We start from the raw sequence: 12917 nt of genomic DNA, 5'->3' as shown, positions 1-12917 counted from the left end.
GGTGTTCGTCCTGATCCCCGCCTTCGAGCCCGGCCCCGCGCTGCCCGCCCTGGTCGCCGATCTGCGGCGCGCCGATCCCGATCTCGACGTCCTCGTCGTCGACGACGGGAGCGGCCCGGGGTTCGCCGAGGTGTTCGCGGCCGCGCGGGAGGAGGGCGCCCGGGTCGTGACGCACGAGGCCAATCGCGGCAAGGGCGCGGCCCTGAAGACCGGGCTGGCCGACATCGCCGTCCACTTCCCGGATGCCGATGTCGTCACGGCCGACGCCGACGGCCAGCACACGCCGTCCGACGTGCTCCGCGTGGCCGACGCGCTCCGTGAGGACGCCGGGCGCGGTCGGAGCGCTCTCGTTCTCGGGGTCCGGGATTTCGGCGGCGACGTGCCGCTGCGCAGCAGGGTCGGCAACGCGGTCGCGCGGAGCCTGTTCCGCGTCGCCACGGGGCGCCGCGTGACCGACACGCAGACGGGCCTGCGCGGCATCCCCGCCGACCGGATCCCCTGGGCGCTCGGCATCCCGGGGGAAGGGTTCGAGTACGAGCAGCGAGTGCTCCTGCGTCTGGCGCCCGACGGGGTGGCGGTGCGGGAAGTGCCGATCGCGACGGTGTATCTCGCGCGCAACGCCTCCAGCCACTTCCGCCCCGTGCGGGATTCGCTGCGGGTGCTGATGCCGGTGCTGCTGTTCGCCTCGTCGTCGCTCGCGGCGTTCGTCGTCGACACGATCGCCCTCTTCGTCCTCGACCTCGTGACGGGGTGGCTGGTGCCCTCGATCGTCGCCGCCCGCATCCTCTCGGCGACCGTGAACTTCGTCGTCAACCGCCGCGTGGTCTTCCGCGCCCGTGACCAGGCGGTGACGGGACAGGCCGTGCGCTACGGCGTACTGGCGCTGGCGCTCCTGGCCTCGAACATCGCGTGGATGTCCTTCCTCACCGAGAACGGGCTCGCCCTGCTTCCGGCGAAGGTCGTCACCGAGGGCGTCCTCTTCGTCTTGAGCTATGGCGTGCAACGCGCGCTCGTCTTCCCCCGCGCGGATGCCGCGCCGCCCGCCCGCACCGTCCGCGCCGACACGGCCCCCCTCGTGACCGCGGATCCGGATGCCATGACCACCACACCCACCACAGGGAGAATCCGATGACCACCACCGCCCTTCTGCTGGCGGCGACCGATCTCGTCGCCGCCGTCGTCCTCAGCGCCGTGTACTTCCACCGCCACCGCCGTCGCGACCTCGTCGTCGCGTTCCTCGGGGTGAACGTGGGCGTGCTCGCCGTCGCGTCCGTGCTCGGCACGGCCGAGGTCGCGCTGGGCCTCGGACTGGGGCTCTTCGGGGTGCTGTCGATCATCCGGTTGCGCTCGAGCGAGATCAGCCAGCGCGAGGTCGCCTACTATTTCGCGGCTCTGGCCATCGGCCTCATCTGCGGACTGCCCCACACCGACCCGGCGACCCCGTTGCTGTTGGTGGGACTGATCGTCGCCGTCCTGGCGATCGCCGACCACCCGCGTCTGCTGTCGCGCGCGCGGCACCAGACGGTGCATCTGGACCGGGCGATCGCCGATGAGGTGGAGCTGCGGGCGGAGCTCGGTCGTCTGCTCGGCGGCGAGGTGACCGCGCTGACGGTGCAGCAGCTGGATCTCGTGGATGACACCACGCTCGTGGACGTGCGGTACCGGGTGCGCCCCGCCGGGGCTCCCGTCGCGTCGCGGGTCGATCCCGCACTGGGATCCGAGGTGCGGGCGGCGGCGCCCGCCGACACCGGCTTCGCCGACCTCCTCGGCGGTGGCCGATGAGCGCCCGCGAGCGCGTCGGCGCCGCGCTGGATGTCCTGCCGCCGGTGTCCCTCGAAGAGCTCACCGAGGATGCCGCTCTGCTCACGCGCGTGGATCGCAAGTACCTCGTGCCCCTGGCCGCCGCGGGGGAGCTGCTGGAGGAGCTCGGCCGGAGAGCGGACGCGCCGCGGGTGCTCGAGATCGACGCCCGGCGCGAGATGGCGTACCGGTCGGTGTATTTCGACACCCCCGACCTGCTGAGCTTCCGGCTCGCGGCGCACGGGCGCCGGCGGCGGTTCAAGCTGCGCACGCGTTCGTACCTGGACACCGGGTCGACGTTCCTCGAGATGAAGACGCGGGGAGCGCGGGGCGCGACGCAGAAGGATCGCGACGCCTACACGGCGGCCGTGCCCGACCGTCTCACGGCGGCGGCGCGCGACGAGGTCGCTCTCGCCCTGGATGCCATCGGCATCCCCGGCACGCGCGCCGACGACCTCGACTCCCGGCTCCAGACCCGGTACCGACGAGCGACCCTGCTCCTGCCCGGTGACGGGGGAGCGCCGTCCTCCCGGGCGACCGTCGACCTCGACCTCGAGTGGATCGATGCGGTCGGCGGCGGGTTCACCCTGCCGCGCTTCGCGATCGTGGAGACGAAGTCGCCGGGGCGCGCCGGACGCCTCGACCGTGCGCTGTGGCGCGCGGGTCACCGGCCGTCGCGCATCAGCAAGTACGCCACGGGCCTCGCCGCCCTGCATCAGGATCTGCCCCGCAATCGGTGGGCGAGGGTGCTCGCGGGTCCCCTCGCCTCCGCCGTCCCCACCCCCGACCCCGACCGAAAGGACGTGCCATGCGCCGCCGCCTGATCCCCTTCGCCCTCCCGCTGGCCGTGGCCGGCCTCGTCCTCGCCGGGTGCGCCGTCACGGCCCAGCCGGGGTCCTCGACCGACACCTCGACCTCGACGTCGCAGACCAGTACCGAGACCATCGCCGAGGTGGACTCGACCATCCCCGCGGCGGCCGCCGACCTGCTCGCGTCGAACGCCGACGGAACGGTCGTGAAAGACGACGAATGGAGCATCGCGGATGCCGTCGACGTCACCCTCTCCGGGACCACCGCGACGAGCGATTCGTCGGCGGTCGCCGTCGATGGGTCGACCGTGACGATCTCCGCCGCCGGCGTCTACCGCCTGAGCGGCACCCTCGACGGACAGGTGGTCGTGGACGCTCCCGAGGACGCGCTCGTCGTCCTCGTGCTCGACGGCGCGACCGTGACGAACGCCGACGGCTCGGCCATCCACGTCGTCTCCGCCGACGACGTGGCCGTGAATCTCGCGGCGGGTTCGACGAACACGATCACGGGGGCGAGCTCGGCCGACGCCGACGCGAGCGCGGCGATCTACGCCGACACCGACCTGACGATCTCGGGCTCGGGGTCGCTCGCGGTCACCGACTCGGGCAACGACGGGATCTCCGCCACCGACGACCTCGCGATCATCGGCGGCACGATCACCGTGGATGCCGCCGACGACGGTCTCCGCGGCAAGGACTCGCTGGTGGTGAAGGACGGAACCGTCTCGATCACCGCGGGCGGCGATGCGCTCAAGAGCGATCAGACCGACGACGCCACGCAGGGATACGTCTGGATCGCCGGGGGCACCATCGACGCGACCGCGGGTGACGACGGCATCGACGCGCAGACCGACGCCGTCGTCACCGGCGGCGCGCTCACTCTCGCGACCGACGACGACGGCATCCATTCCGAAACCGCCCTGGCCATCGCCGGCGGACAGGTCGACATCACCCGCTCGTACGAGGGAATCGAGTCGGCCGACATCCGCATCGCCGGCGGAGCGACGAGCGTGACCTCGTCGGACGACGGTGTGAACGCGTCGGGGAACTCGACGTCGGGCGGCGGCGGGGGCGGAGGTGGAGGTGGAGGCATGCAGGACTCCGGTGAGACGCTCACCATCTCGGGGGGAACCCTGCGGATCGACGCCGACGGCGACGGGCTGGACTCCAACGGCACGATCTCGATGACCGGGGGCGAGGTCACGGTCTACGGCCCGACCTCGAACGGCAACGGCGCACTCGACTCCAACGGCGGCATCACGGTCTCCGGCGGCACGCTCGTGGCGATCGGCAGCAGCGGCATGGCCGAATCCCCGGAGACGTCGTCGGCGCAGGGCTGGCTCGCCGCCGCGGTCGACGGCTCCGACGGCTCGTCGATCCAGATCACGGATGCCACGGGCGCGGTGATCGCGTCCTACACCGGTGTGAAGGACTTCCAGACCGTGGTGTTCTCGTCCGCCGCGATCAGTTCCGGTCAGTCGTACACCGTGACGGTGGACGGCACGTCGACGACGGTGGCGGCCGGTCAGGCCGTGTCCGGCGGGATGGGAGGAGGGATGGGCGGCGGCCGCCCCTGAACGACCGCGCGGGGCCGTGGAACGGGGCAGCTGCCCCCGTCCCACGGCCCCTTCGACGTTCCCAGCCCGTTCATAGGATCGCTTAGCCGGGGGAGAGTGCCCGATCCGTACCGTCGGAGTCCGTTCCCCCGACCCCCAGGAGACCGCCATGACCGGACAGCTCGACGCCGACGCAGTGGTACTCACCAGCCGATTCGCGCCCGAGCGCGACGGGGGTTACGCGGTGGCGGTGCTCTCGCGGCTGCTCACCCTGCGCAGCGCGGGCGCGCGGCATCCCCTGCTCCTCACCCTGGACGTCGGTTCGTCGGGCGATCGCGAGCGCGCCGTCGCGTACGCGCACGCGCACGGGGTGCCGGCGGGATCCTTCACGATGCGCAATCTCTTCGACGAGGCGGTTCGGGATCCGAGCTGGCTGCGCGCCCGGGCCCTCCCCGGTGGACGGACGCCGGGCGTGGCCTACCGCGAGGTCCGCGACGACCGCGGTGCGCTCGTCGTGTCGCTGCCGGTCATCGCCGACGCGGCCTGGCACCTGTCGGAGGCGAACGTGGTGGTGCACGGGGGAGCGGGCGACCGGGTCCTCCCCGGCTTCGCGGCGTTGTACGTCGCATGGCTCTCGCACGTGGCCGACGGCCTGCGCGACGCGGCGGGTGACGCCGAGCGTCGCCTGGTCGTGATCTGCGAGTCCCGGCAGGTCGGAGAGACGCTGGATCGGTGGCGCGACCCCCGGGTGCGCATCGTCCACACCGTCCACAACTCCCACCTCGCCCACCCGTTCGACGCCTCGGCGCCGGTACGCGACGAGGGATGGCGACGATGGCTGGACGCGCTCGACGGTTTCGACCTGGTGCTCTGGCCCACCCGAGCCCAGGCGTGCGAGGTCGACGGGCGATTCCCGCACCGGGTGCGCTTCGCCACGGTGCCCTCGGCGATCCTGCCGCGCCATACGCGCCGGGTTCCGTCGCGGCGGCATGACGACGTGGTGGTCATGGCGTGCCGGCTGGTGGAACAGAAGCGCGTCGACCTCGCCATCCTCGCCTGGGAGGAGGTCGTGCGATCGCGACCGGGCGCCCGCCTGGAGGTGTACGGCGACGGCCCGTTGCGCGAACACCTCCGCGCGATGATCCGCGAGCGCGGGTTGGACGAGGCGATCCGTCTGCGCGGTCACGACGACGATGTGCGCGCGGCGATGGCGAAGGCGCGCGTGTTCCTGTCGACCAGCGCGTTCGAAGGACAGGGACTCGCGATCGTCGAGGCGCTGTCCGCGGGTGTGCCGGTCGTGTCGACCGACGTGCGCTACGGGCCGGCCGAGGTGATCGGCGACGGCGGGATCCTCGTCCCGGCGGGAGACGTCGCCGGGATCGCCGCGGCCGTGGTGTCGCTCCTCGACGACGATGCCCGCTGGACGCGGACGTCGGAGCGGGCGCGTCGGTCCGCCGCGCGGTTCATCCCCGAGACGGTGGGGGCACAGCTGCGCCGAGAGCTCGAGGCGACCCTCGCGGAGCCGGCGACACGGCTCTGCGCTCTCGCCGACTCCTGACCGGCCGCCGACTCCCGGGTCGACGCCGCTCGGGCAGCGTCGCTCGCCGCGCTGCTGCCCGACGACGTCGGCGGCGGACGGGCCTCGACGGTCCCACCCAGGCCGAAGCAGATCGGCGCCGAACCGCATCGCGGTCCGGCGCCGATCTGCTCAGGCGGCGACGCCGAGGGAAGCTGTCGTCTCCGCGGTGTCGTTCCGCTCCGCGTCGGCGACGGGGGCCGCCGGAAGCTCCGGCTCCTCCGGGTCGACCACCGCGGCGGCCAGCCGTGCGGGGTGCTGCTTGGGGAGCGTGTCGAGCGCGATCCGCGTGGGGTGGGCGGAGCTGCCGATCACGATGAACCGCTGTCCGGGGCGGATCCGCGCGAGCGTCTCGGGTGCCGAGAGCACCTCGGCCCACGGATCGGCGGGCGTGGGGGCGTCGGATGCCGCCGCGCTCACGCTCTCGTCGGCCGCGTCCGCGGGGCGCGGGGTCTCGGCATCCGGTGCCGGGGGGCCGATCTCGGCGGGGGTGTCCCGCAGCGCGCTGCGCACGATCTCGCGCGGGTCGTAGCGGCGCCACTCGTCGGGGTTCCACTGGTCGCGCGTGAGGCCGGTCTCCTGCTCGAACTGCGTGGTCGCGGCATCCCAGCGTCCGCGGGCCGAGCGGGTGAACGCCGAGAGGCGACGCGCGTAGTCGGGCAGACGGGTCGGGCCGATCAGCACGGCGGCGATCAGCATCACGAGGACGAGCTTCTCGAGGCTCATTCCGAACATGGGGTCATCTCCGGTCGAGGGCGTCGCGACGCGCACGTCGACGGTCGGCGAGGTGCGTGATCACGAGGGCGGCGGCGAACAGCGCCGACATGGGCGCGGCCACCAGGAACATGGACAGGACGTCGGCCGCGGGCGTCACCAGCGCGCTGAACAGGACGATGGCGACGACGACGACACGCCAATGGCGTCGGATGGTCGAGGACGAGACCAGACCCACGGCGTTGAGCAGCACGACGAAGACGGGCAGGACGAAGGCCACGCCCGTCGCCGCGACGAGCTTCACCACGAAGTCGACGTAGGTGCTCGCGTTCAGGATCGAACTGTCCTGGTCGGAGGAGAAGCTCGTCAGCACTTCCACGACGTGCGGGAAGATCGTGAATCCGAGAGCGCACCCGGCGGCGAACAGCACGATCGCGGCGGTCGTGTAGCCGGCCGTCATCCGCCTCTCGCGGGGCGTGAGGCCGGGGGAGACGAACGCGAACAGCTCGTACAGCCAGACCGGACTCGACAGGATGATGCCCGCGACGACGGCGATCTTCACCTTCAGGTCGAACGCGGCGGAGACGCTGTCGTAGTTGAGGCTCGCGTTCCGGGCCAGCGCGATCTGCTCGATGGGGTCGCGCAGGATCTCCAGGATGCCGCCCGACAGAGCGTAGCCGGCGATGATGCCGACCACGAGTGCCACCGCCGCGCGCATCGAGCGGACGCGGGCCTCGCGCGCGTGTCCGGCGAGCGGCATCACCGCCCGTGCGGCGACGGTGGCGGCGCTCATGCGCCGGACCTCTGCGGAACGGCGTCGGCCTCGGCCGTGCGCGGTGCGGCGTCGGCGACCGTCGTGATGGCGGTTGTCTCCGGTGCGGGGGAGCGGTCTGCCTCGGATTCCTGCTTGAGGATGCGCATCGACTGGCCGACGCTGCGCGCGAGGGCGGGGAGCTTCGCGGCGCCGAAGATCAGCACGACGACGGCGAGGATGAGGAGGGCGTGCCAGCCCGTGAGGTTCTGCAACATGGGGTTCTCTTTTCTGGGTGGGGAGGAATCAGGGACGGGATCCGCCGCCGCCGCCGGGCGAGGACACGCTGGCCTGGGTGGTCGCATCGATCGCGACCGCGAGGGTGCCGACGTAGCCGGTCGAGGTGTCGCCGGTGAAGGTGCCCATCTCGAGGTCCCACCCGTCGGAGAAGACGTTGTCGTTGGAGAGGCTGCCGATCTGGGCGAGGTTGCGCGCCGAGCCGGGGTAGGTGTCGAGGGCGTAGACCGCGTCGAGCATGTCCTGAGGGAACGCCACCTGCGAGGTCGCGATCTGGTTCGACACGTTCGTCGCCGAGGCGGCATCCGGGTACACCTCGAAGTGGATGTGCGTCCACCGGCCGGAGTAGCACCCGGGGACGATGGTGGTGAAGGTCACCTGGCCCTGCGCGTCGGCCACCTGGATGCCACGGAGGTAGGTCTCGTCGATGACCGCGTCGGAGTACATCGAGTACAGGCCGTCCGCGTCGCAGTGCCACACGTACACCGCGGCGCCCGCGTACGCGGCGTTGCCGTTCGCCAGGTCGCTGAGCGTGAAGGTGAACGTCAGGGGCACGCCCTCGGCGGTCGCTCCGCCGTCGAGGCTCGAGCGGATGTCGCTGCGGACGATGCCGGACTGGTTCAGCACGTCGACGCCGTTGGTGCCGTCGGCGGGGTAGGGGCCGTTCGTCTCCTGCGGGATCTCCTCGGACGCGTACGCCGCGGCGGCCGCGGTCGCCGTCGGAGTCGCCGAGGCGGTGGGCGTCGCCGTGGCGGACGGGGTGGCGGTGGCCGTGGCCGTCGCGGTGGATGCCGCGGTCTGCGGCGCGCACGCGGCCAGCGCGACCGCGCCGGCGCCGAGTCCGACGATGCCGAGGACGTTCCGGCGGCTGACGAGGGTGCGCATGTCGAAGGACGCGCCCTGGTCGACGACCTCGTCGTCGGGTCGGTCGAGAAGCCGGCCCTCGTAGGCGGGGCCGAGGGGGGTCTGGTCGGGTTCGGGGATGCGGGTCATGGTTGCTCCTGATGCCGGTCGTTTCGGGGACGACCTCAGCATCGGGGGCGGACACTCATGGCATCCTCATCGCGCCTATGCGCTTCCTATGTGCGTTCGGTCGCCGCGTCGACGGGCGCCCTTCCGCCCGCGGGACGCCCGGTCTACCGTGGGCCTCACCGTCGCTCTCTCCCGAAGGATGCCGCCATGCGCACGTCGCTCGTCGTCTACCTCTCGTTCGACGGTCACGCCCGAGAGGCGATGACCTTCTACCAGTCGGTCTTCGGGGGCGAGCTGACGATCGCGACGTTCGCCGACTTCGGCATGACCGACGCCCCCGCCGAAGGGGTGATGCACTCCGAACTCCGCGCCGAGGGGTTCACGGTGATGGGAGCGGATGCGTTCGCCGAACCGGCCGAAGGCTGGGGGAAGGGACGAGCTCAGGCGGCGTTCATGAGCGACGAGACCGACCGCGTGGCCGAGTTCTACGAGCGGTTCGTCGAGCGCGGTTCCGAGGTCGTCCAACCGTTGGAGAAGCAGGTCTGGGGCGACTTCTACGGTGAGCTCGTCGACCCCTGGGGCGTGGCGTGGATGTTCAACATCGCGGCGCCCGACGGGTGGGCCAAGACCGGCAGCTAGCGGCGGCCCGAGTCGTCCACGAAGGCGCGCACCGCAGCCGCGACCTCGGCGGATGCCGGGTACACGTGCTCGGCGGCGGGGAAGGCGCCCTCGCGCACTTCGCGGGCGTACGCCTCGACGGCCTCGACCATCGCGTCGCCGACGGCGGCATACCGCTTCACGAACACCGGCGCGCGCCCCTCGGTGATCCCGAGGAGGTCGTGCTGCACGAGCACCTGTCCGTCGGCGGAGCCCGCCCCGATGCCGATGACCGGGATGCGCAGCGCCCGGCGGATCTCGTCCACGACGTCGGCGGGCACGGCTTCGATGACGACCGCGAACGCTCCGGCATCCTGAACGGCGAACGCATCGCGCGCGACGCGGATCGCGTCGTCCGCGGTACGGCCTTGCGCGCGGAGACCGCCGAGGGCTGTGGCCGTCTGCGGCGTGAGGCCGACGTGGCCGACCACGGGGATACCGGCGTCCACGATCGCTCGGAGCCGCGAGAGCCGGGCGGGGTTCGCGCCCTCGAGCTTGACCGCGTCGGCGCCGGCCTCCTGCACGAAGCGCACCGATGTCGCGACCGCCTGCTCGTCGCTCCGCTCGGTGCTGCCGAAGGGGAGGTCGCACACGACGAGCGGGGTCAGCACGCCCCGGCGGACGGCCTTGGCGAGCATCAGCATCTCGTCGAGCGTCACCGACGTCGTGTCGGGGAGGCCGAGCACGACCTGGGCGCCGGAGTCGCCGACGAGCACCATGTCGACGCCCGCGCGTTCGGCGACGCGCCCCGACACGAAGTCGTAGGCGGTCACCATGACGATCGGCGTTCCCGCGTCGGCGAGCTCACGGAGCCGCCGCAGCGTGACCTTCGGACCCGTCATGCGTGACTCCTTTCGGCGGTGCTGACAGCAATGCGATCGTCGACGCCCGGCGCGAGCACCACGTTGTCGATGAGCCGCACCGGCCCCACGCGCACCGCCAGCGCGAGAAGCGCGGGCCGCTCGACCTCGTCGATCGGGTCGAGGCTGTCGGCATCCACGATCTCGACGTACTCGGGGTCGAGACCGTCGAGTTCGGCGCGCACGGTCGCGGTGAGGACATGAGGATCCCGAATGCCGTCGGCGAAGGCATCCTGTGCCGCCCGGAGCGCCCGCGGAATCGCCGCCGCGATCGCGCGGTCGTCGGGTGAGAGACGCGTGTTGCGGCTGGAGCGCGCGAGCCCGTCGGCATCGCGGGAGGTGGGCCGCGTGACGATCTCGACCGGGATGCCGAGGTCCGCCACCATTCGGCGGACGACGACGACCTGCTGGGCGTCCTTCGCCCCGAAGTACGCGCGGTCGGGCTGCACGGCGAGGAGGAGCTTGGCGACGACCGTGGCGACGCCGTCGAAGTGCGAGCGCCCCCGTTCCGCGCCCTCGAGCGTGCCGGTGATGGCGCCGCCGACTGAGACCGTCGTGGCGAAACCGCTCGGATACATCTCGGCGACGGACGGTGCGAAGACGACGTCGACGCCCGCCTCCGCGGCGAGGGCGACGTCCGCCGCCTCGGTGCGCGGGTAGGCGTTCAGGTCGGCGGCTTCGCCGAACTGCGTCGGGTTGACGAAGATCGAGAGGACCACGGTGCCGTTGGCGTTCCGCGCGGCGCGCAGCAACGACAGGTGCCCCTCGTGGAGCGCCCCCATGGTCGGAACGAAGCCGACACCGTCGGCGCGGCGCGGGGCGAGCACGGCGCGCAGTTCAGCGACCGTGCGAACGATCCGGGGGCTCACGGGGTCGCCGTGATTCCGGCGCGCTGCGTCGCGGCCAGGTCTTGCGTGGCCTCGACGAGCGCGTCGAAGAGCGCGAGGCGATCGGGGAGTCGCTCGGCGATCGCGGCCCGCTGCCGGTCGACCGTGGCGGCGTCGCCGCGCGAGACGGGCCCGGTGAGGGCGGATGCCGCTCCCCGCTCGGCCCAGTTCTCGACGGCCGCGCGCACGAGCGGCACGAGGGCCTCACGATCGACGCCGGCGGTGGCGGCGAGGTCCTCCGCCATGCCCTCGAGCGTGACGAGGAAGTTCGCGGCGATCGACGCGGCCGCGTGGTACGCCGCGCGATCCTCGTCGCGGACTGTGACACCGGTCATCCCGAGGACGTCGGCGAGCGCCTCCGCAACCGCGTGCGCGCGCGGGGTCGTGCCCGCGAGGGCGGCGGTCACCCCCGCGAAGGACGCCCCGGCGCCCGTGACGGTCATGAGCGGATGGATGCCGAACGCCTCGTGGGGCGCGAGCACCGACAGGTCGAGCGCGCCCGACAGGTGCCCGACCAACCGGCCGGGCGCGAGGGCTCGCGCCGCCTCGGCGATCGCGGCATCCGGGACCGCGAGGAGCACGACACCGGCATCCGCGCCGTTCTCGCCGCGGCCCGCGGGGCCGACCACGGGCACGCCCGCGTTCGAGAGTGCGGTCGCGAGTGCGCGACCCATGCGGCCGTCGCCGACGACGAGCACCGGTGCGTCGTGACGCAGGGCGGAGAGCGAGGAGGTCTTCATAGTGTGGGGCGGTGCCCGCACGGGCGGCTGCGCCGGATTCCAGCGTATCGCGGCGGGGGTGGGGAGGCGGCGGTGAGGCGCCGAGGGGCTCAGCCCGTGACCATCTTGACCAGCAGCGAGATCATGATGTCCTTCTCCTTCGGGTCACTCATGGCTACGAGCAGCGTGGTGGCGGCCAGCGCGTTGTTGGACACGCGCAGGGTGCCATCGACGTTGTCGAGGATGCCGTTCCGGGCAAGGAAGGTGACGAACAGGGCGGCTGCGGTGCGCTTGTTGCCGTCGGAGAGCGGATGGTCCTTCACGAGGAGGTAGAGCAGGTGAGCGGCCTTCTCCTCGACCGTGGGATACAGCTCCTGGCCCGCGAACGTCTGGTACAGCGCCGACACGATCGCCGCGAGTCCGTCGCCGCGTTCTCTTCCGAACAGAGTGTCGTCGGGGAACTCTCTACGAAGCTGATCGATTACGCCGCGTGCTTCTCCGTGGGTGAGTTCCCACCCCGGTACGACCGAGGGTTGTGAATGGATGCTTCCTTCGTCGTAGTCACGAAGGAGCGTCAGCCCGGGCAGATAACCGCGGAGAACATCGGCAACTCCGGACACGAGTTCGTCCGTGGACCGGCCGAGGATCTGCACGATCGTGCCGAGTTGTTCGAGGCGCTCCGCGTTGACGACGTAACCGCGCACCAGGTAGTCGCGGAGCTGTCCGGTGGCCCAGATGCGGAACTGGGTAGCCGTGGCGCTCTTGACGCGATACCCGACGGAGAGGATCGCGTCGAGGTTGTAGTGCGTGACGCTCCGACGGACCGATCGTGCGCCTTCGACGCGAACCTGTAAGAAATCCTTACTGGTTGCTTCGCGGTCGAGTTCGCCCTGGTCGTAGACATGCCGCAAGTGCATGGTGATGTTCTCGCGGGTGGTGTGGAAGAGCTCCGCGATCTGCTGCTGGCTCAGCCAGACCGTGTCGGTGTCCAGCCGGACATCGAGGGCTGGCGCACCGTCGCCACGCTGGTAGAGGAGGACCTCTCCCGATGGCTGAGGCTGGATGACGCTGGGTGCTCCCTGCTCCTGCATGGCTTCATCCTCCCCGGCATCGCGCGACATGTCCGGATGGTTCGCCTCGGGGTCGTCAGGGTGAAGACCGGGGGAACGCTGACGTTGTGGGCCCCGTGGGGCTCGAACCCACGACCCGCGGATTAAAAGTCCGATGCTCTACCGACTGAGCTAGAGGCCCGTGGCATCCACCCTACCGGCGGTAGCCGGGTGCCTGCGTCCGCGCATGCCCGAACCCCACGCGGAGAA

14 protein-coding genes and 1 tRNA gene are annotated in these 12917 nt (G+C 71.7%); 6 read left to right on the top strand and 9 right to left on the bottom strand.

The genetic code is table 11. The annotated features are described in order from the left end of the window. Position 1: 1 nt before the first annotated feature. The 5 genes from CSIV_RS14785 (at position 2) to CSIV_RS14765 (ending at position 5723) form a co-directional block, all read left to right on the top strand. Positions 2-1132 (top strand): glycosyltransferase, encoded by a 1131-nt coding sequence (locus CSIV_RS14785; protein ID WP_077052114.1) that lies wholly within the window; start codon positions 2-4, stop codon positions 1130-1132. Next, entirely contained in the window at positions 1129-1782 is a 654-nt protein-coding gene (locus CSIV_RS14780; RefSeq protein ID WP_083735158.1) for a DUF4956 domain-containing protein, read from the top strand. The genes CSIV_RS14785 and CSIV_RS14780 overlap by 4 nt, the downstream gene beginning before the upstream one ends. Beyond that, a complete protein-coding gene (locus CSIV_RS14775; protein ID WP_077052113.1) occupies positions 1779-2624 on the top strand; it encodes a polyphosphate polymerase domain-containing protein in 846 nt (281 codons plus the stop codon). The genes CSIV_RS14780 and CSIV_RS14775 overlap by 4 nt, the downstream gene beginning before the upstream one ends. Further along, positions 2609-4186 carry a carbohydrate-binding domain-containing protein gene (locus CSIV_RS14770; RefSeq protein ID WP_077052112.1) on the top strand — a complete coding sequence of 526 codons (1578 nt, stop codon included), beginning with the start codon at positions 2609-2611 and terminating at the stop codon, positions 4184-4186. The genes CSIV_RS14775 and CSIV_RS14770 overlap by 16 nt, the downstream gene beginning before the upstream one ends. 148 nt (positions 4187-4334) lie before the next feature. Next, positions 4335-5723 carry a glycosyltransferase gene (locus CSIV_RS14765; RefSeq protein WP_077052111.1) on the top strand — a complete coding sequence of 463 codons (1389 nt, stop codon included), beginning with the start codon at positions 4335-4337 and terminating at the stop codon, positions 5721-5723. 150 nt (positions 5724-5873) lie between these two features. On the opposite strand, the gene CSIV_RS14760 is transcribed toward CSIV_RS14765, so the two are convergent. Genes CSIV_RS14760 through CSIV_RS14745 form a run of 4 tightly spaced genes read right to left on the bottom strand, consistent with a single transcriptional unit; the run spans position 5874 to position 8496 of the window. Next, positions 5874-6476 (bottom strand): preprotein translocase, encoded by a 603-nt coding sequence (locus CSIV_RS14760; RefSeq protein WP_175627631.1) that lies wholly within the window; start codon positions 6474-6476, stop codon positions 5874-5876. A gap of 4 nt (positions 6477-6480) precedes the next feature. Then, complete coding sequence (gene tatC / locus CSIV_RS14755; RefSeq protein ID WP_083735157.1) at positions 6481-7248, bottom strand: twin-arginine translocase subunit TatC; 768 nt, start codon at positions 7246-7248, stop codon at positions 6481-6483. After that, positions 7245-7484: a twin-arginine translocase TatA/TatE family subunit gene (locus CSIV_RS14750; RefSeq protein ID WP_077052109.1), complete on the bottom strand. Its 240-nt coding sequence runs from the start codon at positions 7482-7484 to the stop codon at positions 7245-7247. Before CSIV_RS14750 ends, tatC begins: the two co-directional genes overlap by 4 nt. Positions 7485-7512: 28 nt before the next feature. Then, positions 7513-8496 carry a dioxygenase family protein gene (locus CSIV_RS14745; protein ID WP_077052108.1) on the bottom strand — a complete coding sequence of 328 codons (984 nt, stop codon included), beginning with the start codon at positions 8494-8496 and terminating at the stop codon, positions 7513-7515. Positions 8497-8682: 186 nt separating this feature from the next. Here CSIV_RS14745 and CSIV_RS14740 point away from each other — a divergent pair, with 186 nt between their 5' ends. Then, a complete protein-coding gene (locus CSIV_RS14740; protein WP_077052107.1) occupies positions 8683-9114 on the top strand; it encodes a VOC family protein in 432 nt (143 codons plus the stop codon). Here the strand turns inward: CSIV_RS14740 and panB are convergent. The 5 genes from panB to CSIV_RS14715 all read right to left on the bottom strand — a co-directional run bounded on the left by panB (position 9111) and on the right by CSIV_RS14715 (position 12849). Continuing rightward, entirely contained in the window at positions 9111-9974 is an 864-nt protein-coding gene (gene panB, locus CSIV_RS14735; protein ID WP_077052106.1) for a 3-methyl-2-oxobutanoate hydroxymethyltransferase, read from the bottom strand. The two genes, CSIV_RS14740 and panB, sit on opposite strands and share 4 nt — an antisense overlap. Further along, entirely contained in the window at positions 9971-10861 is an 891-nt protein-coding gene (gene panC / locus CSIV_RS14730) for a pantoate--beta-alanine ligase (protein ID WP_077052105.1), read from the bottom strand. Before panC ends, panB begins: the two co-directional genes overlap by 4 nt. After that, entirely contained in the window at positions 10858-11619 is a 762-nt protein-coding gene (locus CSIV_RS14725) for a DUF2520 domain-containing protein (RefSeq protein WP_077052104.1), read from the bottom strand. The genes panC and CSIV_RS14725 overlap by 4 nt, the downstream gene beginning before the upstream one ends. Before the next feature lie 89 nt (positions 11620-11708). Continuing rightward, positions 11709-12719 carry a RhuM family protein gene (gene rhuM, locus CSIV_RS14720; protein ID WP_237488628.1) on the bottom strand — a complete coding sequence of 337 codons (1011 nt, stop codon included), beginning with the start codon at positions 12717-12719 and terminating at the stop codon, positions 11709-11711. A 57-nt stretch (positions 12720-12776) separates the two neighbouring features. Continuing rightward, positions 12777-12849 (bottom strand) — tRNA-Lys (locus CSIV_RS14715). Between the last annotated feature and the right edge of the window lie 68 nt (positions 12850-12917).

It is taken from the genome of Microbacterium sp. CSI-V (assembly GCF_001984105.1).
Lineage (GTDB): Bacteria > Actinomycetota > Actinomycetes > Actinomycetales > Microbacteriaceae > Microbacterium.
The sequence above is the reverse complement of the archived record's forward strand: the minus strand, read 5'-3'. Positions and strand labels throughout refer to the sequence as shown.